This is a genomic window from Paenibacillus sp. FSL R10-2734, assembly GCF_037963865.1.
Taxonomy (GTDB): Bacteria; Bacillota; Bacilli; order Paenibacillales; family Paenibacillaceae; genus Paenibacillus_AQ.
In genome coordinates this window covers 3,310,681-3,334,609 of record NZ_CP150170.1, presented here as the reverse complement: position 1 = coordinate 3,334,609, position 23,929 = coordinate 3,310,681, and the positions used below count along the sequence as shown (strand labels likewise).

27 protein-coding genes are annotated in these 23,929 nt (G+C 43.0%); all 27 read right to left on the bottom strand.

Going from position 1 to position 23,929, the window contains the following annotated elements; genetic code table 11:
• Positions 1 to 29 precede the first annotated feature (29 nt).
• The gene (locus NSS67_RS14640; protein ID WP_339320208.1) at positions 30 to 911 is read right to left on the bottom strand and encodes a MinD/ParA family protein; all 882 of its coding nucleotides are present in this window, start codon (positions 909 to 911) and stop codon (positions 30 to 32) included.
• Positions 908 to 2,299, bottom strand: coding sequence for a flagellar biosynthesis protein FlhF (gene flhF, locus NSS67_RS14635; protein ID WP_339320207.1), 1,392 nt, complete (start codon positions 2,297 to 2,299; stop codon positions 908 to 910). Before flhF ends, NSS67_RS14640 begins: the two co-directional genes overlap by 4 nt.
• Positions 2,296 to 4,329, bottom strand: coding sequence for a flagellar biosynthesis protein FlhA (gene flhA / locus NSS67_RS14630; RefSeq protein ID WP_339320206.1), 2,034 nt, complete (start codon positions 4,327 to 4,329; stop codon positions 2,296 to 2,298). The genes flhF and flhA overlap by 4 nt, the downstream gene beginning before the upstream one ends.
• 17 nt (positions 4,330 to 4,346) lie before the next feature.
• Entirely contained in the window at positions 4,347 to 5,441 is a 1,095-nt protein-coding gene (flhB, locus tag NSS67_RS14625) for a flagellar biosynthesis protein FlhB (protein WP_339320205.1), read from the bottom strand.
• A gap of 22 nt (positions 5,442 to 5,463) precedes the next feature.
• On the bottom strand, positions 5,464 to 6,249 hold the full coding sequence (fliR, locus tag NSS67_RS14620) for a flagellar biosynthetic protein FliR (protein ID WP_339320603.1): 786 nt from the start codon (positions 6,247 to 6,249) through the stop codon (positions 5,464 to 5,466).
• A 9-nt stretch (positions 6,250 to 6,258) separates the two neighbouring features.
• Positions 6,259 to 6,528 carry a flagellar biosynthesis protein FliQ gene (fliQ, locus tag NSS67_RS14615; protein WP_036688516.1) on the bottom strand — a complete coding sequence of 90 codons (270 nt, stop codon included), beginning with the start codon at positions 6,526 to 6,528 and terminating at the stop codon, positions 6,259 to 6,261.
• 21 nt (positions 6,529 to 6,549) lie between these two features.
• A complete protein-coding gene (gene fliP / locus NSS67_RS14610; RefSeq protein ID WP_339320204.1) occupies positions 6,550 to 7,314 on the bottom strand; it encodes a flagellar type III secretion system pore protein FliP in 765 nt (254 codons plus the stop codon).
• Positions 7,311 to 7,838 carry a flagellar biosynthetic protein FliO gene (locus NSS67_RS14605; RefSeq protein ID WP_339320203.1) on the bottom strand — a complete coding sequence of 176 codons (528 nt, stop codon included), beginning with the start codon at positions 7,836 to 7,838 and terminating at the stop codon, positions 7,311 to 7,313. The genes fliP and NSS67_RS14605 overlap by 4 nt, the downstream gene beginning before the upstream one ends.
• A gap of 9 nt (positions 7,839 to 7,847) precedes the next feature.
• Positions 7,848 to 8,213, bottom strand: a complete 366-nt coding sequence (locus NSS67_RS14600; RefSeq protein WP_076127811.1) for a response regulator — start codon at positions 8,211 to 8,213, stop codon at positions 7,848 to 7,850.
• Between the two features lie 26 nt (positions 8,214 to 8,239).
• Positions 8,240 to 9,544 carry a flagellar motor switch phosphatase FliY gene (fliY, locus tag NSS67_RS14595; protein ID WP_339320202.1) on the bottom strand — a complete coding sequence of 435 codons (1,305 nt, stop codon included), beginning with the start codon at positions 9,542 to 9,544 and terminating at the stop codon, positions 8,240 to 8,242.
• Positions 9,534 to 10,532, bottom strand: a complete 999-nt coding sequence (gene fliM / locus NSS67_RS14590; protein ID WP_339320201.1) for a flagellar motor switch protein FliM — start codon at positions 10,530 to 10,532, stop codon at positions 9,534 to 9,536. Before fliM ends, fliY begins: the two co-directional genes overlap by 11 nt.
• Positions 10,533 to 10,571: 39 nt before the next feature.
• Positions 10,572 to 11,039, bottom strand: a complete 468-nt coding sequence (locus NSS67_RS14585) for a flagellar basal body-associated FliL family protein (RefSeq protein WP_339320200.1) — start codon at positions 11,037 to 11,039, stop codon at positions 10,572 to 10,574.
• Positions 11,036 to 11,260, bottom strand: coding sequence for a flagellar FlbD family protein (locus tag NSS67_RS14580; RefSeq protein WP_234533902.1), 225 nt, complete (start codon positions 11,258 to 11,260; stop codon positions 11,036 to 11,038). The genes NSS67_RS14585 and NSS67_RS14580 overlap by 4 nt, the downstream gene beginning before the upstream one ends.
• An 89-nt stretch (positions 11,261 to 11,349) precedes the next feature.
• Positions 11,350 to 12,168, bottom strand: coding sequence for a flagellar basal body rod protein FlgG (gene flgG, locus NSS67_RS14575; RefSeq protein ID WP_339320199.1), 819 nt, complete (start codon positions 12,166 to 12,168; stop codon positions 11,350 to 11,352).
• Between the two features lie 105 nt (positions 12,169 to 12,273).
• Positions 12,274 to 12,657, bottom strand: coding sequence for a TIGR02530 family flagellar biosynthesis protein (locus tag NSS67_RS14570; protein ID WP_339320198.1), 384 nt, complete (start codon positions 12,655 to 12,657; stop codon positions 12,274 to 12,276).
• Positions 12,654 to 13,145: a flagellar hook capping FlgD N-terminal domain-containing protein gene (locus tag NSS67_RS14565; protein ID WP_339320197.1), complete on the bottom strand. Its 492-nt coding sequence runs from the start codon at positions 13,143 to 13,145 to the stop codon at positions 12,654 to 12,656. The genes NSS67_RS14570 and NSS67_RS14565 overlap by 4 nt, the downstream gene beginning before the upstream one ends.
• A gap of 33 nt (positions 13,146 to 13,178) precedes the next feature.
• Positions 13,179 to 14,657 carry a flagellar hook-length control protein FliK gene (locus NSS67_RS14560; RefSeq protein ID WP_339320196.1) on the bottom strand — a complete coding sequence of 493 codons (1,479 nt, stop codon included), beginning with the start codon at positions 14,655 to 14,657 and terminating at the stop codon, positions 13,179 to 13,181.
• A gap of 24 nt (positions 14,658 to 14,681) precedes the next feature.
• Positions 14,682 to 15,617, bottom strand: a complete 936-nt coding sequence (locus tag NSS67_RS14555; RefSeq protein WP_339320195.1) for a kinesin — start codon at positions 15,615 to 15,617, stop codon at positions 14,682 to 14,684.
• Positions 15,618 to 15,635: 18 nt separating this feature from the next.
• The gene (gene fliJ / locus NSS67_RS14550; protein ID WP_339320194.1) at positions 15,636 to 16,079 is read right to left on the bottom strand and encodes a flagellar export protein FliJ; all 444 of its coding nucleotides are present in this window, start codon (positions 16,077 to 16,079) and stop codon (positions 15,636 to 15,638) included.
• Between the two features lie 9 nt (positions 16,080 to 16,088).
• Positions 16,089 to 17,414: a flagellar protein export ATPase FliI gene (gene fliI / locus NSS67_RS14545; protein ID WP_339320602.1), complete on the bottom strand. Its 1,326-nt coding sequence runs from the start codon at positions 17,412 to 17,414 to the stop codon at positions 16,089 to 16,091.
• Positions 17,395 to 18,243 carry a FliH/SctL family protein gene (locus NSS67_RS14540; protein ID WP_339320193.1) on the bottom strand — a complete coding sequence of 283 codons (849 nt, stop codon included), beginning with the start codon at positions 18,241 to 18,243 and terminating at the stop codon, positions 17,395 to 17,397. The genes fliI and NSS67_RS14540 overlap by 20 nt, the downstream gene beginning before the upstream one ends.
• On the bottom strand, positions 18,236 to 19,252 hold the full coding sequence (gene fliG, locus NSS67_RS14535; protein ID WP_042128934.1) for a flagellar motor switch protein FliG: 1,017 nt from the start codon (positions 19,250 to 19,252) through the stop codon (positions 18,236 to 18,238). Before fliG ends, NSS67_RS14540 begins: the two co-directional genes overlap by 8 nt.
• 4 nt (positions 19,253 to 19,256) lie before the next feature.
• Positions 19,257 to 20,843, bottom strand: a complete 1,587-nt coding sequence (fliF, locus tag NSS67_RS14530; protein ID WP_339320192.1) for a flagellar basal-body MS-ring/collar protein FliF — start codon at positions 20,841 to 20,843, stop codon at positions 19,257 to 19,259.
• Positions 20,844 to 20,878: 35 nt separating this feature from the next.
• Positions 20,879 to 21,190, bottom strand: a complete 312-nt coding sequence (fliE, locus tag NSS67_RS14525) for a flagellar hook-basal body complex protein FliE (protein ID WP_339320191.1) — start codon at positions 21,188 to 21,190, stop codon at positions 20,879 to 20,881.
• 90 nt (positions 21,191 to 21,280) lie between these two features.
• Positions 21,281 to 21,730, bottom strand: a complete 450-nt coding sequence (flgC, locus tag NSS67_RS14520) for a flagellar basal body rod protein FlgC (protein ID WP_339320190.1) — start codon at positions 21,728 to 21,730, stop codon at positions 21,281 to 21,283.
• Positions 21,731 to 21,736: 6 nt separating this feature from the next.
• On the bottom strand, positions 21,737 to 22,144 hold the full coding sequence (gene flgB, locus NSS67_RS14515) for a flagellar basal body rod protein FlgB (protein WP_339320601.1): 408 nt from the start codon (positions 22,142 to 22,144) through the stop codon (positions 21,737 to 21,739).
• A gap of 377 nt (positions 22,145 to 22,521) precedes the next feature.
• Positions 22,522 to 23,922: an ATP-dependent protease ATPase subunit HslU gene (gene hslU, locus NSS67_RS14510; protein WP_339320189.1), complete on the bottom strand. Its 1,401-nt coding sequence runs from the start codon at positions 23,920 to 23,922 to the stop codon at positions 22,522 to 22,524.
• Between the last annotated feature and the right edge of the window lie 7 nt (positions 23,923 to 23,929).

Here is a 23,929-nt window from a genome sequence, read left to right as displayed (position 1 = left end):
TTTCCACCTCTGTTCCAGATTCAGAACAATTATTTGCTTCGCTTTAACCATTTATGGATAAAGCCTTTAATCCCTTGAACTTTTGTAGCTTTTTTACCATCTATGGTCAAATAACTAAGGGCTAGCCGATGTATATCTTTTGCAGCAACACTGTTTGGAAAAGCCAATGAAAATGGTGTTTGCCTTTTGACAGCCTGCACTACATGGGCATCTGAGCTTATATGACCAAGATAGGAAACATCTAGTTGCAAAAAACGACTGGCGGCCATACGAATCTTATCACTCGTAACTGTCGCTTCTCTCTCATCACCCGCTTGATTCACGATCAGTTTAAAAGAAATTTCCGGATACGTCCGATTTACAACCTTCATTAATGCGTAAGCGTCTGTAATAGCAGTTGGCTCTGGCGTTGTAACTACTAGACAATCGTCCGCAGAGGTTATAAATTTCATCGTTTCCTTAGATAATCCAGCACCTGTATCGAACAAAATATAATCCATACTGTCCGCAATAAGGGCTATCTGGGCACTGAAATAATTAAGATCCGATTCCGAAAGGGAGAACAACTCATCCATACCCGATCCACCGGCTATAAAAGGGAGAGAATTCGGCCCTAACTGAATAATCTGCGCAATATCCGCTTCTCTTTTTAACAGATGATATAGGTTATACTTTGCCGAAACGCCCATCAACACGTCTATGTTAGCCATGCCAATATCTGCGTCGAACAACAATACTCGCTTTCCCATTGCCTTTAAAGTTAAAGCGAAGTTAAGTGTGAAATTCGATTTTCCTACGCCACCTTTCCCACTACACACGGTAATGATACGGGCAGATGTTTCCCCTTTTACAGCTAGTTTAGGATCCTGACTGGATACAAGCTGTCTTAAGGATTGTGCCTGATCCATCATGATTCACCTGTTCCAAGAAGCATCTCACTGAGTTGTTCTTTAGAAGCCATCAATAAATCGTCGGGTACATTTTGACCATTGGTCATATAAGATAATGTGAGAGGGAAATCATTCAGGACGTTAAAGAGTGGCCCATAACTTCCCGTCTCATCTAGCTTGGTAAAAATAACTTTATCCAGCTTATACCTGCCGAAATGCTCTGCAATCAATTTCATGTCACGGCTTTTCGAAGTCAAACTAAGCACAAGATAGGTCTCACTTCTTAATTCCTTTGCTAGCAAGCTTTGCAATTCTGCCACGAGCATATCATTGCGATAATTTCGTCCAGCTGTATCCATAATTACAAGATCACAACTCTCCAACCGAAAAAGCGCTCTTTGTAAATCTCCTGGTGATTGCACAACCTCTAGCGGAACATTTAGGATGGCTGCGTATGTACGCAATTGCTCCACAGCTGAAATCCGATACGTATCGGAAGTGATAAAACCAACCTTGCGTCCGTATTTGAATAGCTGTTCAGCCGCAAGCTTGGCTATTGTAGTAGTTTTCCCTACACCTGTGGGTCCTGCAATATATACGATTTGGGTGTCCTGTGAAATCCCATCAGCAATTCGACCTGACAGGAATCCATCGAGTTGTTCTTTCAAGGACTCCTGAAATTTCTCAGGTCCCCAAGTACGCCCTTCATCTGCCCATCTTTCTGAGATATTACTTATCCACTCTTCAACAAGTACGGCATCCATCTCTTGCTCAATCAAAAGATCTCTAAGCTGCTGAAGACTGTCTGGCAACTCTCTCGCCCCTGAAGATTGTCTAGCGATTCGCTCCATCCATAGCTTCATATCTCTAATCTCTCGAAGAACATCATTTTCAGTCGTTGAAGCATCTGCTGATGTTAATTCCAGACCAAGTGACTCATAATGAGCTGGTACAGAGGTCACTTCGTCCGGAATTGTTTCAGTCGCTTTAAGATGATCCTTGCTTACATTCCTAATTTCTTGTAAAGACTCTGGATCCTTTATGGTCGACTGCTCTAGATCAATAGCTTCGGACAAGGCTGCGGCGATTTCCGCAAAGGACCGAGGCTCTTCGGACTTTTCCAACGTGACAGTTGGTGTAGATGATGCAGATGAAGCTTTTTGGTACGCTTGTGGGACAGCGCTGCGCGGAATGTTCATGGCAGGCTTAGAAGGCTTTTCAGGAACACTTCCCTTCTGAGCTGTCTCAACGGCCGCTACAACCTCTATTTTTTTCTTCTTAAATAACCCTAAAACCCCGCCAATCTTGATTTCTTTTGTACTTAAAATGACGGCCTCGCTTCCAAGCTCGCTGCGAATGGAATGCATGGCGTCAGGCATCGTATCAACCACATAACGCTTCACTCTCATAAATTCACCACTCCGACGCTTTGTATTTCAATGTTAGGCTCTAGCTCGCTATAAGACAGTACAGGAATGTCCTGCATCGTCCGTTCAATCACCTGTCGCAAATACATACGAATGGTTGGTGATGTGAGTACAATGGGTTGCTGTCCTGACTGCAGCAGTCGATTGATCTGTTCACTAAGCCGCTGATAGATCGTTTGAGTCGATGCTGGATCCAATGCCAAATAACTGCCCTGTTCTGATTGCTGTACACTCTCCGAAATTTTCTTCTCCAGGTTAGGTCCTACCGTAATTACCTTCAGAGTCTCTCCTACTTGCGAGAATTGCTGAGTAATCTGTCTGGACAACGACTGACGAACATATTCGGTAAGAATATCAGGATCTTTGGTATAGGTCCCATAGTCCGCCAACGTCTCGAAGATAGTAACCAAATCTCTAATCGATATTTTTTCGCGTAACAATTTGCCAAGTACCTTCTGCACATCCCCAATCGCCAATACGGAAGGAATAAGATCATCGACAAGCACTGGATAATGCTCTCTAAGGTTATCCACCAACATCTTAGTTTCCTGTCGACCTAACAGCTCATGTCCATACCGCTTGATGAGCTCTGTCAAATGTGTAGCAACAACGGATGGAGGATCAACCACGGTATAACCAGACAATTCAGCCCGCTCTTTTACAGATTCGTCAATCCACAGCGCAGGAAGCCCAAAGGAAGGCTCAATGGTCTCAATACCATTTATTGATTCATCATCATATCCTGGACTCATAGCAAGGTAGTGATTAAGTAATAATTCACCGCCGCCGACAGTATTTCCTTTAATTTTTATGACATATTCATTCGGTTTTAGTTGAATATTGTCGCGAATGCGTATAACAGGTACTACAAGACCCATTTCTAATGCACATTGCCGTCGAATCATGATGATACGATCTAGTAAATCTCCACCCTGACCCGTATCAGCCAAAGGTATAAGACCATAGCCGAACTCAAATTCAATAGGATCTACATTGAGTAAATTGATGACACTCTCTGGACTTCGTACCTCTTCAATTTGCTTCTCTTCAACAAGCTGCTCTTCGGCAATCTGTTTTCGATTTAAATTTTGTCCCATACTGTAGGCTGCAAAAGCCAGCAAACCAGCCAGCGGGAGCGTAGTGATCATATGTATAGGTGTGAAGAGCCCTAAAAAAGCAACAGTCACTGCGACAATGTACAACAATTTTGGATAAGACAATAATTGCCCTGTCAAATCTTCTGCCAGATTACCTTCCGATGAAGCTCTTGTAACGATTAGACCCGCCGCAGTCGAAATGAGCAAAGCAGGAATTTGGCTAACTAGACCGTCACCGATCGTCAATACGGAGTAAGTTGATAACGCAGTGGAAAAATCCATTCCGTGGACAACCATACCAATAATAAATCCACCAATAAGATTGATCAACAGGATAATGATACTCGCAATCGCATCACCTTTAACGAATTTACTCGCACCATCCATGGCTCCGAAAAAATCCGCTTCCCGCTCAACATTGCGGCGTCGCTCACGTGCCTGGACTTCATTAATCATGCCTGCATTAAGATCAGCATCAATACTCATCTGCTTACCAGGCATCGCATCCAAGGTAAATCTTGCTCCAACCTCAGCTACGCGCTCTGAACCTTTGGTAATAACGATAAACTGAACCACTACCAAAATCAGAAACACGATAAACCCGACGGCAATTTGTCCACCTGCGATCCAGCTACCAAAAGTTGCTACTACTGAACCAGCTTCACCATAAGTCAAGATTAGTTTAGTTGTTGAAATGTTAAGTGCTAGACGAAACAATGTCGTAATCAGCAACAATGAAGGAAAAATCGAAAATTCGAGCGAATTTTTCGTATTCATTGCAACCAAAATGATAATTAATGCGATAGAAATATTGATAACAAGCAAAACGTCCAAAAGCCAGGACGGGATAGGCAGAATCATCATAAGCACGATACCGATGATGCCTAGCAAAACTGTTAAATCTTTAGCTTTCAATGTCCTAACCCCCCGTCTTATTTCCTCTTACCTTTAAGCTTATATACATATGCCAGCACTTCAGCTACAGCCTGAAACAGATCATTTGGAACGACATCTCCAATTTCTGCTCTTTGGAATAATGCCCGTGCCAGCGGTTTGTTTTCCATAGTCACGACGCCATGTTCTTTAGCCAGCTCCCGAATACGAAGTGCTACATAATCCTGCCCTTTTGCTATAATCTGAGGCGCTTCCATTTTGGAACCGTCATATTTTAGCGCAACCGCAAAGTGCGTTGGATTTGTAATAATTACATCCGCGTTAGGAACTTCCTGCATCATACGCTGCATGGCCATTCTGCGTTGGCGTTCCCTGATCTTACCTTTGATTAGAGGGTCACCCTCCATTTTTTTGTATTCATCTTTGATATCCTGCTTAGACATTTTCAGACTTTTTTCGTGCTCGTACTTCTGATATAAAAAGTCAAGGAAAGCCATAACTAGCAAGGCAACCCCGATTTTCAAACCAAGACTCATCGTCAGCTTGGCCGCAAATTTAAAAATCCCCTCCGCACTGATATGCGATAGGGATGCAAAATTCTTCTTTTCTCCCCATAATGTGCTATATACCAGATAAGAAATAATTAGAAGCTTCAATATTGATTTCAGGAATTCTACAAATGAACGCATGGAGAAAATATTTTTGAAGCCTTTTATGGGATCAATCTTACTAAATTTAGGGGTAATCCCTTCTCCTGTGGCCATAAAGCCTACCTGAGCCAAATTGGATACAAGTGCCATAACAAATGTAATTCCAAGTAATGGAGCTAGCAAAATCAATATTTGCAATCCATACTGATTAAAAAGCTGTGTAATATTCTCAGGAGTAACATCCAGCATCATTCGATTCTGAAATACATCCATGTATAGCTTCATGAAGCGTTCCTTCATAAAGTTACCAAACATCATCAAGCTAGCTACCGCAGCTAGCAATACAGCTGCACCAGACAGCTCAGCACTTTTGGCTACTTGACCCTTTTTACGAGCATCCTGCCGTTTCTTCGGGGTTGCTTTTTCCGTCTTTTCACCGGCGAAGAGTTGAAGATCAAGTCTATAACGCTTCGTCTTAGGCATAATACTCTCCCCTTACGGTCACCTACGGCTTCTTCCCCATGAGACCCAGTAAATTCTCCATGGATTCAAACATGATTTCGAAGAGATTCTGAAACAGCACAGCCAGACCTGGCATCAGCACAAGAAGAAGTGCAATACCTATAATGATTTTGAGCGGAACCCCTATAACGAATACATTATATTGAGGAGCCGTTCTCGCCAAAAAGGCAAGACCCACATCTGTCAGAAACAATGCAGTTACTAAAGGAGCCGACATTTGAAAAGCTAGTACAAACGACTGCGCAAATGTTCGGACCAGAAACTCTGACAAACTACCATCTACCATGCGTAAAAATAAATCATTATTCATAGGAATCCATTTATAGCTGTACACAATGGCATCAAGCAGATGGTGATGTCCATTCATACTCAGAAACATTAGCAGCGCTATCATATATTTGAAGTTACCGAGAATAGGCGCTGACGTTCCAGTCATAGGATCAATGACGTTGGCAATACCGAAGCCAATCTGAATATCAATGAAAGAACCTGCAGTCTGAATCGCCATAAACATCAAATATCCAATGAAACCTAGTAATAAACCTATTAATACCTCTCGCATAATCAGCAAAATATAACTAAAATCCTGCGGAATCGTAAGCCCTGTTCCATTAGCACTAAAGACTACCAAGGCTACAAAAAAAGAAATACCTATCTTAAAGGTTGTCGGTACCCCTTGAGAAGAAAACACAGGAACGACAACAAAAAAGGCTGTTATTCGACAAAAAATAAGCAAAAAGACGGGTAAACTTTGCAGTAGGGTATCCATGTTCATGGGTTAACCAATATACATATAAAGATTCCCTAAAATTTGGCTAGTAAAGTCAATCAGCTTCGTGATAATCCACGGACCAAATAGCAATAAAGCCAGCAGCACTGCGACGATTTTGGGAACAAACGCTAGCGTCTGTTCCTGAATCTGTGTCGTAGCTTGAAAAATACTGATTATTAGCCCTACCACCAGACCAAGAATCAGCATGGGAGCGCTGACTTCCAGCACTAAATATACGGCTTGGCTTGCTAGACCGATTATAAACTCCGTACTCATTCCTCATGCCTCCTCTTTAGGTCAGGTGTTAAAACTAAGAAGTAGTGATTTAATGACTAAGTACCAGCCGTCTACCAGTACAAAGAGCATAATTTTAAACGGTAATGATATCATAACCGGGGGAAGCATCATCATCCCCATGGCCATCAGCGTACTCGCCACAACGATATCTATTATCAGAAATGGAATGAAAATTAAGAAGCCCATTGTAAAAGCTTTTTTCAATTCACCAATTGCGAAAGCAGGCACCATTACTGTCAGTGGAATATCACTGTATGTAGCCGGTTTAGCCGATCCCGTATAACCGGTATATTTCATAAATAACAGAAGGTCTTTGGAATTGGTTTGTTTAAACATAAACTCTTTCATTGGATCTGCAGCTTTATCAAAAGCCTCCGTCTGCGTAATCGTCCCCTTCATATACGGCTGTAATGCCGTTTCATTCACTTGCGCCAAAGTTGGCGACATAATGAACAGGGTCAGAAATAGAGCAAGCCCTACGAGCACCTGATTCGGAGGCATAGACTGAGTACCAAGTGATGTTCTAACAAAACCGAGCACGATTACAATTCTAGTAAAGCTAGTCATAAGAACTAGAAACGCAGGAGCAATACTCAGAACCGTAACGAGAAGAAGAATTGATATGGAACTGGTACCACCGCTTGAACCATCTTCATTACCGACCTGAATATTAACATTAGGTATAGGATCAGCATGTATCGGCCGCATCATAACTATACTAATGAACCCGAACAGCAGAATAGCAAGAATTAGCTTCTTTTTCATAAATTCCTCGACTCATCCTTAGTAGCATCATCCCGGAACAGCTCTTCCATTTTCTCTTTGCGCTCTGGTGCAGAACGAAGTTTGGATTGCAGTGTCTCGTAAAAAGATGATGTATCACTAAGCTCGATTTCCTCAGATGAAACCTCCCCACGCAGCTTAACCTTAACCTTGGCGATAAGCGGTGCGAGAAAATTATTCTGGTTAGAGGCTTGATCCTCAAACGCTGCAATGATCAAAGCCACCTCATCTGGATCAGTGACTTTATCCAAGATGGATATGTTCTCACCAATCCCGATTAAGTAAAGACTGCTTCCCAGCTCAATAACCTGCATCGACTTGTTAGGTCCCAGCCCTACAGCACCAAGCGTCCGTATGGAGCGCCCGCTCATAAAGGTCTGATTACGACGTCCAAGAAAACGGATCAGCAGCACAATAAGTACAATGATTACCGCAAGGACAATAATAACGTTAAGTAAATTCAGCAGGGTGTTATTGCTCCCGAGCGGTTCTGTATTGACGGGCATGTCTCTTTCCTACGCACCCAACGTTTTGTTGATAGCTTCGATAACACGGTCAGCTTGGAAAGGCTTCACAATAAAGTCTTTCGCTCCAGCTTGAATTGCATCGATTACCATAGCCTGCTGGCCCATGGCTGAACACATGATGACCTTTGCAGCCGGATCTACTTTCTTGATTTCTTTCAGGGCGGCGATTCCGTCCATCTCAGGCATAGTAATATCCATCGTGATAAGGTCCGGACGCAGTTCTTTAAATTTCTCTATCGCTTGAGAACCGTCCTGAGCTTCGCCCACTACTTCAAATCCATTTTTCGACAAAATGTCACGGATCATCATTCTCATAAATGCTGCATCGTCCACGATTAGAATTCGGTTAGCCATTTTTACAAAATCCTCCCTAAGTATGCTTATTGTAGTTTCTGAATTCGGTCCCACTGGCTGACGATATCCGTAACGCGTACGCCGAAGTTTTCGTCGATAACAACGACTTCGCCTTTGGCAATAAGCTTGTTGTTAACCAAAATATCTACAGGCTCACCGGCGAGCTTGTCCAGCTCAATGATCGAGCCTTGTGACATTTCCAAAATATCTTTAATCTGCTTCTGGGTCCTCCCTAATTCTACGGTTACTCTAAGCGGTATGTCCATCAATAAATTTAAATTATTTTCATCAATATGACCAAAAGCTCCACCGTTAAGGTTAGCAAATTGTACAGGCTGCACATTTACATTGCGATTTGCTTCAGGACTAAGCGGTGGTGTCTGTCCATAAGGCATGCCTTGTGGTGGCATTCCATATGGTGGCATCCCCGGCATGCCATACGCTGGCATTCCTGCTGGAGGATAATAATATCCGCCTTCGGGCATCCCTGGATAAGCAGGCATCCCCTGTGGTGGATATGGCGGAGGTGTTACTCCTGTAGGCTGCGGAGGCGTCTGTTGCACTGGTGGTGCTACAGGAGGTGTCTCCACATGAGCTGGTTTATCAGGAGCCTCTGTTGACGCAACTGCAGCTTCCTGCGCCGCGGGGCTGACATCACCTAGAAGCATCGTTACCATATCCTTAGCAAACTGGACAGGCAAGAGCTGCATAATAGTAGAGTCTATTAAATCTCCTATTTTAAGTCGAAACGAAATACGGATTAAGGTTTCGTCATTCGGCAGGTTGCCTACGCCTTCACCGCTGGACATATTAAGAATGTCGATACCCGGAGGCGAAATATTAACAAACCGATTAAAAATAGTAGACATCGATGTAGCAGAAGAACCCATCATTTGGTTCATAGCTTCCTGCACAGCACTAATGTGAATTTCATTCAATTCTTCATCCTTAGGTTCACCTTCACCACCAAGCATTAAATCGGCGATAACCTGTGCATCCCTAATCTTAATAACTAATGAATTAATGCCTTGAAATCCATCCACATACTCTACATGTACTGCTACATGCGGTTTAGGAAAAGCTACTTCAAATTCCCCACGTGTAATGATAGAAACTTGAGGGGTTGTAATATCAACCTTTTTCCCCAGTAAAGTCGAAAGAGCTGTCGCTGCACTACCAAATGTTATATTACCGATTTCACCCAAAGCATCCTGTTCAAACGGTGTTAAATAGTCATTTACCGTTTTCTCTGAAGGAGCTAATGAGCCTTCCGCAGATTGTCTCAGAAGGGCGTCGATTTCTTCTTGGGATAAATAATCTTTACTCGTCAAATTCTTCAACTCCTTCACTGACAATCTCGTCTATTTGCACGGCTACCCGGTCTTTCACCATTCCGGGACTTCCGATGAACTTAAGCTTCTCCCCTACCTTAATCGAGAGTCCGGAATCTACATTCCTGTTGAGTGAGATCACGTCACCGATGCTAAGTCCAAGAAACTCAGATATAGATAGGCGCGATTCTCCAAGTTCAGCGACAATCGGTAGTTTCGCCTTATGAACTCTAGCTTTGATCGTTTCGAGTTCTAATGCATCCCTCGTCTTCTTTTCTGAAACAAACCATTGGTGAACAGATAGTCTAGACATTATAGGTTCCAGAACAACGTGTGGGATACAAAGATTGATCATACCTGTTGTATCTCCAATTTTGGTGCTTAACGAGATTAATGCAATCGTCTCATTGGGCGATACAATTTGCATGAACTGCGGATTCGTTTCGAGCGCTTCCATACGTGGATTAATATCCAGTACAGTCTTCCAAGCTTCTTGTAAGCTCTCAAAACACCCGCTAAAGATACGCTCCATGATTGTTGTTTCGATCTCAGTCAAAGCATTAATCTTAGAAGGAGCAATTCCAAAGCCCCCCAGCAATCTATCCAGCATAGCAAAAGCGATGTTTGGATTAACTTCCATTACCATTCGACCTTCTAAGGGTTCAGCTTCAAAAATGTTAAGTATCGTCATTTTCGGAATGGAACGAATAAATTCATCATAAGGGAGCTGCTCTACTTGAACGACGCTAATCTGCACGAAGGTGCGTAATTGGGCTGAAAAGTACGTTGTAAGATAACGGGCGAAATTGTCATGTATCCTTGTAAGACTACGGATATGATCTTTGGAAAAGCGAACGGCCCGTTTAAAGTCATAAGCTCGAATCTTCTTCTGAGTTTCTTCCTTTTTAAGTTCATCGGCATCCATCTCACCTGAAGAAAGTGCAGCAAGTAGAGCATCTATTTCGTTTTGTGAAAGTACATCAACCACTTCAATCACCCCCCCATCAAAGAATTATCAGACTTGAAGCTACATAGAAGCCAATAGGAATTTGGTGACTTCGATCTGTGTGATTTTGCCTTCGGTCAATGTCTTATTGATCAGATTAACAAGTTTGCTGCTAAGCTGATCTTTGCCATTTGCTCCGTTAAGCTCCTCAGGTTTGGTATCTGCAAGCGTCTTGATAATTATCGGCTTGATTTTGATCTCTTTTATTTTTTCGAATGCTTCCTTTGATTTCGCAGAATTCAGTTGGAAGGCGAAATCTATTTGAACGATATAATCGGGATCAGCAAGATTTGTTTTGATCTCAGTGATCTCTGCCGTTAATTCGACGATTTCATCTGCAGTTAAATACTTCGTCTCCACACTTTGAACCGCAGCATTTACATCATTCGCATCTTTCGGAAAGATCTTGTCCATTAATAAAAATGCGGCTATCACGATAAGTGTAATCGCAAGTAAAATCGTTAGTAGCCACGGCAGCATCTTCTTCATGTTAGCTCCTCCATTGACTGGACTTTAATGGTGGCAGCATATGTGCCTATGTCCCTGTTATAATCCCGGATTTTCGTAATAACTTCTTCAGCTTTTTCAAGCACGATCAGTCTTTTTCCGGTTACGAGCGTAATATATGTATCCGGGCTTTCTTCTACCATTTCTACCAGTAGGGCATTGATCCACATCGGTGTTCCATTTAATCTCGTTACCGATATCATAACAGGCCTCCTAACAAAAATTGGGGGAGGAGTATCTCCCCCACGACTCCGCGTTAACCTTTAAATAAAATATTTAATTATTGATAAAATTAACGCTTCAGGTTAACTACTTCCTGCAGCACTTCATCTGAAGTCGTAATGATACGAGAGTTCGCCTGGAAACCACGTTGCGATACAATCATTTCTGTAAATTCATTAGTCAGATCTACGTTGGACATTTCGAGTTGACCAGAAATGATCGACCCTGTACCATCTTCTGTATTATTCGCTGTAGTCGGAACAAGTTCACCTTCTGCATTCGCATTAAGTGTCATACGGTAGAGATTACCACCGATTTTCTCTAGACCAGACGGGTTAGTAACCTTTGCCACTCCAATCTGTACACCTGCTTCAGTCGTTCCATCTGCCATGGTCTGAACAATCGTTCCATCATTGGAAATGGAGAATGCTGTTACATCATCACCCAATTGAATCAGTCCACCTCCGGAATCTAGCACATGTAGTCCGTCAGAAGTAACAAGATTACGCGCAGCATCTATGTGGAAATCACCTGCACGAGTCAAGAAAGGGGTTTCTTGGTCTTCTGAAAGCTTTACTAGGAAAAACCCATCTCCGTCAATACGTAAATCTGTCGGGTTATTAGTAGTTTGAGCACTACCAGCCAAATGGAGTGTATCAATAGAACCGATGCTTACACCCAGTCCGACTTGTTTAGCATTCACTCCACCCGCGCCATCGTCGCTTGGAGCTGTTACTCCAGAAACGGTTTGACTCATAATGTCCTTGAACATAACGCGTCCGGATTTAAAACCGATTGTATTAACGTTGGCAATGTTATTACCGATTACATCGAGTTTAGTTTGAAAGCCTCTCATCCCCGAAACTCCTGAATACATTGATCTTAACATGTTTTGTTGTCCTCCCAGATTATAGAGTCCTAATAACTTACTAAGTGAATTGGGCCCGCATCAGTCGGTCAGCGGTCGCCTCGGCTTTCCGTTAGGACCAGCCGGTTATGAAATCACAATTGCACTGTCTATTTGCGTAAACACATTATCTTTTATCGAATTCCCATCCATAGCTGTTACAACCGTACGATTGGGAACACTTACGATGAATGCTAAGTCCTTCATTAATATCAAGGATTCTTTACTTCCTTTGGCTGCAGCTTTATCCACAGCAGAAGAAATTTGATCCAGTTGTCTGCTTCCAAGCTCTATTCCTCTTTGTTCAAGACGCTTAGCCGCATGATTGCTGAATTTTAGTAATTTCTGTTGCAGTACACTCTCAAATGACGATTCCCCAGTTAGAGGCTGTTTCGTTATCGAAGATCGCTGTAACGTTGAAGAATGTAGGGACGCAGGATACAATTGGCCAATAGTTAGCCTGTCACTCATACTGTCTCCCCGCTTCCTCCGCCATTCTCCGGAGTATTACTATCTGTGCCAGAACCATTTTCTGTAGATGGATTCTGAATTTGTGTAATATCGGTTAAAGCGATTCTGTCTTTCCCCACAACCGCATATTGAATCCCCTTGCTGACAACGATTGATTCAACATTCCCTGTCTTAGGTAGATCTGTGGCAGTATCCGTCCATGTGATATCTTTACCAATCAAGCCAGATACTGAGCCAAGTGACTGATTCATTGATGTAAGCTGTGTAGAGATATTCATCAGCTGCTCTACAGATGTAAACTGTGCCATTTGCGCTATAAATTCTTTATCCTGCATCGGTTGCATCGGATCCTGATTCTGCAGCTGGGTAATCAATATTTTCAAAAATTGATCCTTACCCAAGACAGAATTCCCTGTTGTTTTAGTCGATTCAGGAGTTGTATAATTCCACTGATCTTTCGTTGAAACAGGGGGTGTTGTTGTCGTCATAACCGTTCACCTCTCTTTCCATAGATTAGAAGTTTAAGCTTTAGCAGAAAAAGAGCCACCTTGAGCCTGATCTTCTTGCCCTGCATTTGCAACCCAATCATTCCATTCACCATTTAGCTCTGCGGCTAGAACAGCATCATTAGCTTCCTCGCGACTTTCTTTGGAGCGTCTTCCCTGCTGACCACTTCCAGAACCAGGTTGGCGTCCTTCTTGACCCCATTGTGAATTGAGGGGGGTATTATTTTGTGTGACTTCCAATTTTTCTACTTGGAGGCCTTGAGACTGTAATGCAGCTCGAAGTTGGTTCATCTGCTGTTCCAGCATATCTTTAGCTCCAGCATGTTCAGTCATAAACTGTGCAACCAGATGGCCGTTTTGCATGGTAATCTTAACATCAACTTGTCCGAGATTTTCTGGAAAGAGTGATATCGTAGCCTCAGCTACTCCGCCTTTTTGCACAATCTCCAATTTGCCTGTAATGAAACCGCTCATTTCCTGAGCAAACTGCTGAACCGGTACAGGAGCTACTGGAACCTCAGCCTTCAAAGGTGCCGTAATTCCACCCCGTAGAGATAGTTGACCCGCGGTAACAACCTCATGATCTCCTTCTATGCTCACAGTCCCTGATGTGGAGTCTTGTGAAGATTCTGCCAGCTTCGTTTCACCAGTAATACCGGTCTTTACCAAAGGTGTGTTCGTAGTCTCTGCTTCAGCATCTTGAACAGTCCCTGAGGTCACAGTTGAAGTTAAGACTGCTTCATTCTTAATTGCAGCAGCTTCTCCAGCACGATTACTAAGGTTGTGAATGATCTTGTCCGTCGTATTGCCGTTGCTTTCAGTCACTATTGGTTGTTGTACAGATACACCAGAGCTATCATTCACGCTGGAGTTCTGTCCCTTCCCCTTGTTAAGGTTAACGGAAGACTGTTCTAGTAGGGCCGTAAAATTATTTAACAAACTTATTCCCTTACTAGCAGCTTCTTCGTTCCCATTCACTGTAGCTTCCTGAATCAGAGTAACTAAACTATGCAAATCATCTTGAACAGCAAAACGCAGCGTATCCGCATTCTGTGCTAAAGGCGATAAGCCTCCTGCCGATTCCGCTTCAGATGTTGCATCACCTTCAGTGGCTTGACTCCCTGATAGAAGTGCAGAGACCTGAAGAAGCCAAGCTTGCAAAGCTACCAGCATAGCAGGATCATTATTGATGCTTTCATCCAGATTTTCAAGATCAGCAGTGAGTTTCTCAAGGAGATCTGAATGCTGTGTGTCTTGTCCCCCCTGCTCATCTCCAGTCGTCTGCACTTCCTTTAAAAGACCTTGCAATAAAGAAGCTAGATTTCCCAGTATCGGATCAGTCGGTACCGATGTGGTATTAGCTGTGTTTCCTCCCATAGTTTGCACTAATGTCTGAGCAAAAGGTACAGCTGCTGTTGTGCCAGTAGAAGTTGACGAGCTACCACTTGTGGCTGTTGTATTAGCACTCACAAGTGATTGAACAACTAAACTCATATTCATTTCACCTCCCTTCAATCTTTATTTAGCGCCCATCAAACGATTAACAATCTTCGCAGTTTGTGCGCTGTCTTTTTTGGTCATTTCCCCCAAAATAGAAGAGCGAACACTATCACTAACGGTGTTCATAATCGTTACTACTTTATCAGGGCTAATCTTGTACATTTCTCCTAGTAGAGAAGCTGCATTAGCAGGAGTCATTGAACTAAAGGTTTGGTTCAACTTTTCCTTATCTAGATTTGTACTAGTTTTAGTCGTTTGTGTGGTGCCTGCTTCTTTCTTCAATCTAGATTGAAGAGCTGCAATAGCCATATCACTTGAAGAGGTAGTTTCTTTCAACTTAATGGTGACATCTGCCGCTTTTTGCGGATCCATTTTTTCCAGAATGGCAGTTTTACTCGCTTTATTCATTACGCTGAATATCTGCACCATTTCTTCCGTAGTTAAATTCTCCATAATCGGAGCAGCTTTAGAAGCTTTCATGCCCGCATACAGCTTTGCCAGATCAGCAACCTGCTTCTGATAAGGGTCTTCTGTTTCATCCGTGCTTACCTCAATTGCGGCAGCAGCTTCCTTCTTCATTCCCTCAATCTGCGATTCTAGCGCCTGAACCTTGGTATCCTGGGCTGTTTTTTCGTCCATAACTTTTTTCAAGTTCTCTTCCTGCTGCGCGAGCTTAGCTTTGAGTTCCTTGATCGTTGTATCCGAGCTCACTTCCTGTTTCTTGCTCTGCTGCTTCGGATCAGAAGGATCTGCGGGTGGATCTGGAACCCACTTTTCCAGCACAGGAATTTTATTCGCAATCTGAAACACGTTATTACGAATGTCCATATTAAAAAGCGTCAACAGTACTCCAAGCAGTACTAGCGTGAAGATAATCGGTATCATTAAAAATAAGAACCGTTCAAATTTCCCCGCTGACCCTTCATTTTCAAGTTCTATATCATTGTTAGCCACTAGCGGAAACCTCCCGGGTTAGAGGGATTTCATCGCGAAGCGGACGGTTGCCATCTCATCCAGTTCGTTTTGTTCCCGTAAAATCATACTTTGCTGAAACACAGTCTCAGCCTTATCTTTTGCCTTTAACCATACTTTTTCGTCTAATACCTTTGTACTTAACTGATCTTGCTTCTTCAGAACTTCCTGATGTGCACTTCTTATATCCGCATGCTTACGGGAAATGCATTTATCCAGGTATTCTACATATTCTTGCATTTCACGAATCTTCGCCATAGGTGTCTTTTGTTCTGCGGCATTTTGTAAGGATAGCATGATAGCGCTCCGCTGAAAGGTGAGTTCATCCAGGCTTCTTTCCTGTGCCTGCAATTCTCCAAGCGCGCTTGAGAGCATCCATTCTGCCTGTGTCTTCTCATTGCCCTTCAAGTCAACGACTTTTTGAAAAGTATAATGAAATCTCATGATACTGAATCAACTCCTTGAGAAGTGTGAAATTAAAGACTGTTGAACTTCAGCCAGCGTAACTTTCTCATTCACCCTTTGTTTGGTGAATTCCCATATACTGTCTATGTACTCCATCGACTCATCAATCTGAGCATTGGAGCCTCTCTGATAAGCTCCGATATTAATTAAATCTTCTGAATCCTTGTAAACGGCCATTAGTCGCTTCACATTCTCTGCTGCGGCGATCTGCTCTTCTGGAGCAATATCCTTCATTACACGGCTAATGCTGGACAGCACATCTATTGCTGGGAAATGTCCTTTATTCGCAATACTTCGATTGAGTACGATATGTCCGTCGAGTATTCCTCTAACTGCATCAGCGATGGGCTCATTCATGTCATCACCGTCAACCAACACAGTGTAAAAGGCCGTTATGGAGCCCGTAGGACCAGTTCCGGCGCGTTCTAGCAGCTTGGGTAAGCTTGCAAACACCGAAGGTGTATAACCCCTCATAGCAGGCGGTTCGCCGACTGCAAGTCCAACTTCACGTTGAGCCATAGCATAACGAGTGACCGAATCCATCATGAGCATCACATTTAATCCACGGTCACGAAAGTACTCAGCAATTGTTGTAGCAATAAGTGCTCCCTTAATACGAATTAATGCGGGCTGATCAGATGTAGCAACAATTACGACCGACCTCTGCAAACCCTCAGGTCCCAAATCGCGTTCAATGAAGTCAAGCACTTCCCTGCCACGTTCTCCAATCAGAGCGATAACATTAACATCAGCTGATGTATTACGTGCAATCATTCCCATCAGCGTGCTTTTACCGACCCCCGAACCAGCGAAAATCCCCACCCGCTGACCTTTACCGATCGTAAGCAAGCCATCAATCGCTCTTACTCCGATGCTGATGGGTTCTTGCACGCGTGGTCTATTGAGTGGATTGGACGGAATATTAAAGGTCGAACTATGTGGCATTCGAGCTGGGATAAGTGAACCATCCAGCGGTTGTCCTAGACCATCCAGTATTTTACCCAGTAATTCTGAACCCACCTGTACACTTAGAGGCTTACCTGTACCCACAACATCACAACCTGGTCCAATAGCCTGCAGTTCTCCAAGCGGCATTAATAGTACCTTGTTGTCACGGAAACCAACGACCTCAGCTTGCAGCGGCTTATTTCCTTTGGAAGGGTAGATGTAGCATACATCTCCTATGCTAGCATCAGGACCTTCCGATTCAACCATAAGACCGATAACCTGCGTCACTTTCCCATTGATCCTCACCGGATCGAGATTACGAAGCTGCTCCTTATAACGGTTACTATCAAGCATCTTCTTCCCCATTTCTCTGCTCATCGGTGTCCAGCGCGATTCTAACCAGCTCTTTCTTGATTTCTGCAAGCTGAGTATCAATTCGGGCATCTATGCTGCCAAAGGAGGAGCGGATTACACAACCTTGATCTTTCACAGTCGAGTCAGGCAAGATCTGTAGTTCAGCCTGCGAGTCAACCGCTAATGACAATTCTTCCCTCGCTGCGTTCACAAAAGCGAATTGCGCAGGGGATACACACAGTGAGATCAGCCCCTGCTCTCGTTTGCGAGCTAGATTCTTCCGAATCAGGTCCATTGCAAACTGTGGCTCTACCGTTAATTGTTTATCCACAATTTTCTCTGCAATATCACAGCTTAGCTCTACTAAAAAAGGTTCTGCTTCCTGAATAATGACATCTCTTGCCTTATATGCCTCGGTTAAAACAGCACGCGCTTCATCCATCATCGCTGCAACTTTGAGCTTCATCTCTTGTTCAGCTTGAGAAACACCTTCCTGATACCCTTGCTGATAAGCTTCGGATTTGACGGCCTCGACCATATGCTCATCCTGCTCACGGCGTTGTTTCCACCACTCTTCAGCCTCTGCTTTTGAAGATTCAACAATCTGTTCCGCTTCTAGAGAGGCATTCCGAACCTGCTCTTCAGCAAATTCCTGGGCGTCCTTAAGCATTTGCTTACGTGCCACTTCTGCCTCTTCACGTGCGGGATCATGATAGTTTGTTTCGCTTGCAGTCTCCTCAGGAACGGGCTCCTCAGTAAGGCCCGCATAATGCCGGGCCTGCTCCAATCTTTTCAGAACATCAACTGGAACATACTGAGAGTGCTTAATCAGCTTAGACAATGATGTCATCTCCTCCGCCACGAGCGATGATAATTTCCCCAGACTCTTCGAGTCTGCGGATCGTGCCTACAATACGTGTTTGTGCCTCTTCTACATCACGCAGCCGGACTGGACCCATGTATTCCATTTCTTCTCGGAATGTTTCTGCCATACGTTTGGACATATTCCGGAAAATGACATCCCGTACCTCTTCGCTTGCAACCTTAAGGGCAAGCTGCAGATCCGCATTATCAATATCACGAATAATGCGCTGAATCGAACGATTGTCCACATTGACAATATCCTCGAATACAAACATCCGCTTCTTAATCTCTTCGGCAAGTTCTGGATCTTGAATTTCGAGGGAATCAAGAATCGTGCGCTCTGTCCCCCGGTCAACCCCATTCAAGATTTGTACAATCGATTCGATACCGCCTGCATTTGTATAATCTTGAGTTACCGTAGCTGAAAGCTTCTGCTCCAGTACTCTTTCAATTTGTGTAATAACCTCTGGAGAGGTGCTGTCCATTACAGCAATTCTTCTAGCCACCTCCGCCTGCTTCTCTTGAGGTAGCGAGGAGAGAATAGCTGCGGCTTGTTCGAATTGTAAATAAGACAATACAAGCGCGATAGTCTGAACATTCTCATTCTGGATAAAGTTCAATATCTGATTAGGATCAGCCTTGCGCGCAAAATCGAAGGGTCTTACCTGCAATGTTGCGGTCAGACGGTTAATGACCTCCATAGCTTTTGCTGAACCAAGCGCTTTCTCCAGAATTTCCTTGGCGTAGTTAATACCACCTTGTGAAATATATTCCTGGGCGAGGCATATCTGATGGAACTCAGACATGATCGACTCTTTTTCACTGCTGTCCACTTTACGGACATTGGCAATTTCAAGAGTCAGTTGTTCAATCTCCTCGTCTCTTAAATGTTTAAATATTTGCGCCGATACCTCGGGCCCTAGAGTGATAAGCAGGATCGCGGCCTTTTGACGACCACTAAGCCCCTGCTGACTTGCCTTTGCCATTAGTTCACCTCTGTTCGTCTGCAAGCCATGTACGCAGCAGATTTACGAATTCGTCTGGCTTCTTCTTTGCCAAACTTTCCAATTGCTTACGAACTTGACTGTCATTCGTCACACTCTCCAAATTAATAGATGGAAACTCGGTAGGAACCTGCAATGGAATGTCTTCATCTTCCTCTTCCACAGTCTTCTTACGACTCCGGTAGATTAGATATCCTCCACCTGCTCCAACCAGCAATGCAGCTGCTCCGATAGCCCATAGCATCCATGTGGCGAGACCACCTGATGCGGTATTAGCAGCATTACCGCCAAATTGTTGAGAATACACCGAAACCTTTTTAGTTAAATCAGCGTCTGTATATGTAGCACCTGAATCTGCAAGAGAAGCACGAACAATATTTACCAAAATATTTTGAATTGCCGCTGATGTTGCATCGTCCAAAGTATTTTGTCCTGTAGGTGGTTCAACCGCAACATTTATGGTTAAATCTTTAACAGTAAAAGGACTAGCGATGACATCCTTTGTGATTCGGTTGACTTCATAGTTCCTCGTTTCAGAAGATTCCTCCGAGGTTGAAGTGTCCGAACCCGCATCAGAAGGATAGCCCGCTACATCTTGTGAGCCAGTGCCTGCTACTCCGCCAGTTGTATTACCTTGACCAGAATAAGAATTACTGATGATTTGTGAACTGATCTCAATCCCCTTCATGTTCTCTGTGTCCACAGGGGTTACGAGATCCTCCTTCCGGTTTTCCTTATCAAAGTTCAGCTTCGAGAATACGAGAACATCAACTTTATCGGGGCCCGTAAGAGTGCTAAGGAATTGTTTCACATCTTTCTTTACTTGTTCTTCAAATTTCTTCTGAAGAGCGAAGTTCTCTTCGACTTGGTTAGAAACTCCAGCTTGTCCACCTTTAGCCGTTGGCATTAACTCGACTTCATTATTAGCAATCGTAATGTTATCGATTGGTAGATTAGGAACAGCTGTCTTCACAAGGTTAAAATACCCATCGATATTATCTTGACTAGGTCTAAAGCCTGGATTAAATGAAAGCACAACGGATGCTGATGCTTGCTCCTGGTCAGCCTGAGAAGCAAAAACTGTCTCTTTAGGAAGATTAATTAGTACTTTTGCATCCTTAATTCCTTGCATACGTCTCATTAACTGTTCTACTTCGCCGTTTAATGCATTATTATACTTCACATTAAACTCACTATCTGTCGTTCCTATCATTGACGAATTATCATTAAAGACTTTATAACCGATAGAGCCCCCCTGAACAATCCCCTGAGAACCGATATCCACCTTAATTCGAGCCGCTTCTGTGCTTGGCACTGAGATGCTCTTTCCATCTTGGCTTAATCGGTATGACACACCTGCTGAATCCAAGTAGTTCATTACTCCAGCTGAATCTGTGCTGTCCAAATCTTGAAATGCTACTTCATATTCTGTCTTTGAAAGCTGCATGGTTAAAACTACGATTATTATTAGAATGATAAACAATGTAGAAAAGAATAAAATCTTCTGTTTACCACTAAATCTGTTCCAATACAGGGTAAGCTTCTCCCGATATTGGGCAAATCTTTCATTCACAGTGTCACCCCATCCGGAACTAAGCTAGGATTTAATTAAATCTGAGTTCTCATAATTTCTTGATAGGCTTCTATCACTTTGTTCCGGACTTGTGTAGTCAACTGCAAACTCAGTAAAGCCTGTTGGGAAGAAATCATTACTTCGTCAATATTCACTTCTCCCAAAATAAATTTATTACTCATATCCTTAGCTTGTTGTTCCTGGTCTGCCACTTGATTGAGTGCATTCTCAAGATAAGAGCCAAAGCTCTCCATGGAATTAGCAGGAGTGGATGAACTTTCGGCAGATGTTGGTTTCATGGCAAGCTGCTGTACAGCTTGAACCCCATTAGTGATATTCTGTATCAACTGTTTCCCTCCTAAAAGTTTTATAAGCACATGCTTCCTAGATTTACTTCGTACAGAACACTTCGGAAGCGTTACTTGTGTTAATTACTTTTAACGACCAATTTCAAGTGCTTTACTTGCCATAGCTTTAGATGCATTCAGCATCGTTACATTGGCTTCATAAGAACGTGATGCAGATAACATATCTACCATTTCTTTAGTTACATCTACATTTGGCATATAGACATAACCTTCGGCATCTGCATCAGGATGGCTTGGATTGTATACTGGTTTTAACGGTGAAGTATCTTCTATGATCGACTGCACCTTTACGCCTTCACTACTTCCACCGTTCATTTTCGAATTTAGAATATTCGAGAACTTATTACTATCCGTGGCTTCCATAACAACAAGCTTTCGCCGGTAAGGAACGGCTTTGCCATCAACCACCGAAGCTCTTGTAGTTTCCGCATTGGCCACGTTCGAGGAAATCACGTCCATCCGCAATCGTTGAGCTGTTAATGCTGATGCACTTATTCCAAAGCTACTCCCAAAGTTCATGCAATCTTATCCTCCTTGAATTACAGCTCGCATCATCGAAATCTGACTGTTTATCTGCTCGACATAAGAACTATATCTGAGTTGGTTCTCAGCGCTTAACGCCATTTCTCGTTCTACATCCACATTGTTTTCGTTATTATTCATAGAGGTCGTTTCATCCGTACTAGCGACAGCAGCTGGTACAATTCTGTTGGTACCAAATTGAAAATGTCGGGAGTCCGTTACCTTCGCGTTAAGTGTAGGTTTTATACCACTTTCCTGTTGCTGAAGGAAACTTTCGAATGAAACATCAGAACGTTTGAAATTTGGCGTATCTTCGTTAGCCACGTTATTTGCTAGAACACTTTGTCGTTTGTAGGCGGCATCAATGCCTCCCTGCAATCGTTGAAAACTGACATTATTCAGCAATCCCAAGATAATTCCTCCTTTCAAAGCTATCATAATGAAAAGAATTCCACAACTTTCCTTAAAAAACTCGCTTGATTTCGACAAATAAAGTATGAAAATCCTCTATTTATCAATATTCACGTCGAACCTTGTCGTAAAGAATAACTTATTAGTTTTTCACATACATTGATTTTCATTTAATTTGTATATTATTACAATAAGAAATAAGCCCTATCTTTTTAAAAAAGACAGGGCTTTAAGCACTTTTTTGCTATTTTATTCCTATTTTAACTCGAAAATATCTTTTAAATTGCATTTTTTTACATTTATTTACCTTTTAATGACACATAATTGTAATTTTCTAATTCGTTGTGCCCAAATTCAAATGAAAAAGAATTGTCGCATTAGAGAATATATTGGCTCAAGTCACGATCCTGCGCAATACTTGCCAATTTCTCACGCACATACTCCGGTGTAATCACCATAGTGTCCAAAGTCAGTTCAGGAGCTTCAAAGGATAGATCCTCTAACAGCTTCTCCAAAATGGTATGAAGACGCCGAGCACCTATGTTCTCCATATTTTGATTCACTGAAGCCGCTATTTTGGCGATTTCATGAATAGCTTCCTTCTGGAACTCCACTTCAATATTCTCGGTCTTTAATAGATTAACGTATTGTTTCGTCAAAGCGTTCTCTGGCTCTGTTAAAATGGATACAAAATCCTCCAGCGTCAGACTGCTCAGCTCTACGCGAATCGGAAACCGCCCCTGAAGCTCAGGAATAAGATCAGATGGTTTGGCAATATGAAAAGCCCCGGCAGCCATGAAGAGCACATAATCCGTCTTCACAGGTCCGTACTTCGTCATAATTGTAGATCCTTCTACTATTGGAAGGATATCTCTCTGCACACCTTCACGTGATACATCAGGACCAGAGCCCTTTCCTTGACTCGCAACCTTATCGATCTCATCGATAAAAATAATACCTGATTGCTCTGCACGCGTCACAGATTCCTGAATGACATCGTCCATATCAATCAGTTTGGCCGCTTCATCCTGAATCAGCACTTTACGAGCCTCACGGATAGGAAGCTTACGCTTCTTCGTCCGTTTCGGAAGTAAACTACCAAACATCTCCTGCATATTCATCCCCATCTGGTCGTTCCCTTGCCCTGCGAACATATCCAGCATAGATGGCGCTGTATCCTCAACATCTATTTCAATGATATCGTCTTCCAATTGACCAGCGAGCAACTTAAATTTAACCCCACGACGGCGTTCACTTAGGCTTCCGTCTGGCTCAGAATCCTCTTTAGAATCCTCTTGTGAAGAGTTCCCGCCAAAAATCATCTCAAAAGGATTCTTCTGAGATTTATTTTTTGAAGTCGAAGGCACTAAAATTGAGACAATCCGTTCGTTAGCCAATTCTTCTGCACGGTCCTTTACCTTTTCCGTACGTTCAAGCTTCACCATACGAATAGAGGTTTCTACCAGATCACGCACCATAGACTCCACATCTCGCCCTACATAACCCACCTCAGTGAATTTGGTTGCCTCCACTTTGATGAACGGAGCATTAACAAGCTTTGCTAGACGTCGGGCAATCTCTGTTTTCCCTACACCAGTCGGCCCGATCATCAAGATGTTCTTAGGAACGACTTCATCACGCAGTTCCTCAGCAAGCAGACTGCGCCGATAACGATTACGAAGCGCAACAGCTACCGATTTCTTAGCTTGTTTCTGACCTACAATATATTTATCCAATTCGGCTACGATTTGACGGGGTGTTAGCGATTGATTCACCATCGTGAAT

What these genes read in the sequence shown, in the direction of transcription:
- NSS67_RS14560 (WP_339320196.1), bottom strand. Translation starts at nt 14,657, where the DNA reads ATGAGTTTAGTTGTTCAATCACTTGTGAGTGCTAATACAACAGCCACA.
- hslU (WP_339320189.1), bottom strand. Translation starts at nt 23,922, where the DNA reads ATGGTGAATCAATCGCTAACACCCCGTCAAATCGTAGCCGAATTGGAT.
- flgC (WP_339320190.1), bottom strand. Translation starts at nt 21,730, where the DNA reads ATGAACTTTGGGAGTAGCTTTGGAATAAGTGCATCAGCATTAACAGCT.
- NSS67_RS14640 (WP_339320208.1), bottom strand. Translation starts at nt 911, where the DNA reads ATGATGGATCAGGCACAATCCTTAAGACAGCTTGTATCCAGTCAGGAT.
- NSS67_RS14585 (WP_339320200.1), bottom strand. Translation starts at nt 11,039, where the DNA reads ATGAAGAAGATGCTGCCGTGGCTACTAACGATTTTACTTGCGATTACA.
- flhF (WP_339320207.1), bottom strand. Translation starts at nt 2,299, where the DNA reads ATGAGAGTGAAGCGTTATGTGGTTGATACGATGCCTGACGCCATGCAT.
- fliG (WP_042128934.1), bottom strand. Translation starts at nt 19,252, where the DNA reads ATGGCAAAGGCAAGTCAGCAGGGGCTTAGTGGTCGTCAAAAGGCCGCG.
- NSS67_RS14565 (WP_339320197.1), bottom strand. Translation starts at nt 13,145, where the DNA reads ATGACGACAACAACACCCCCTGTTTCAACGAAAGATCAGTGGAATTAT.
- NSS67_RS14605 (WP_339320203.1), bottom strand. Translation starts at nt 7,838, where the DNA reads ATGCCCGTCAATACAGAACCGCTCGGGAGCAATAACACCCTGCTGAAT.
- NSS67_RS14600 (WP_076127811.1), bottom strand. Translation starts at nt 8,213, where the DNA reads ATGGCTAACCGAATTCTAATCGTGGACGATGCAGCATTTATGAGAATG.
- fliJ (WP_339320194.1), bottom strand. Translation starts at nt 16,079, where the DNA reads ATGAGATTTCATTATACTTTTCAAAAAGTCGTTGACTTGAAGGGCAAT.
- NSS67_RS14580 (WP_234533902.1), bottom strand. Translation starts at nt 11,260, where the DNA reads ATGATATCGGTAACGAGATTAAATGGAACACCGATGTGGATCAATGCC.
- flgG (WP_339320199.1), bottom strand. Translation starts at nt 12,168, where the DNA reads ATGTTAAGATCAATGTATTCAGGAGTTTCGGGGATGAGAGGCTTTCAA.
- NSS67_RS14570 (WP_339320198.1), bottom strand. Translation starts at nt 12,657, where the DNA reads ATGAGTGACAGGCTAACTATTGGCCAATTGTATCCTGCGTCCCTACAT.
- fliQ (WP_036688516.1), bottom strand. Translation starts at nt 6,528, where the DNA reads ATGAGTACGGAGTTTATAATCGGTCTAGCAAGCCAAGCCGTATATTTA.
- fliR (WP_339320603.1), bottom strand. Translation starts at nt 6,249, where the DNA reads ATGGATACCCTACTGCAAAGTTTACCCGTCTTTTTGCTTATTTTTTGT.
- flhB (WP_339320205.1), bottom strand. Translation starts at nt 5,441, where the DNA reads ATGCCTAAGACGAAGCGTTATAGACTTGATCTTCAACTCTTCGCCGGT.
- fliP (WP_339320204.1), bottom strand. Translation starts at nt 7,314, where the DNA reads ATGAAAAAGAAGCTAATTCTTGCTATTCTGCTGTTCGGGTTCATTAGT.
- fliI (WP_339320602.1), bottom strand. Translation starts at nt 17,414, where the DNA reads ATGGGGAAGAAGATGCTTGATAGTAACCGTTATAAGGAGCAGCTTCGT.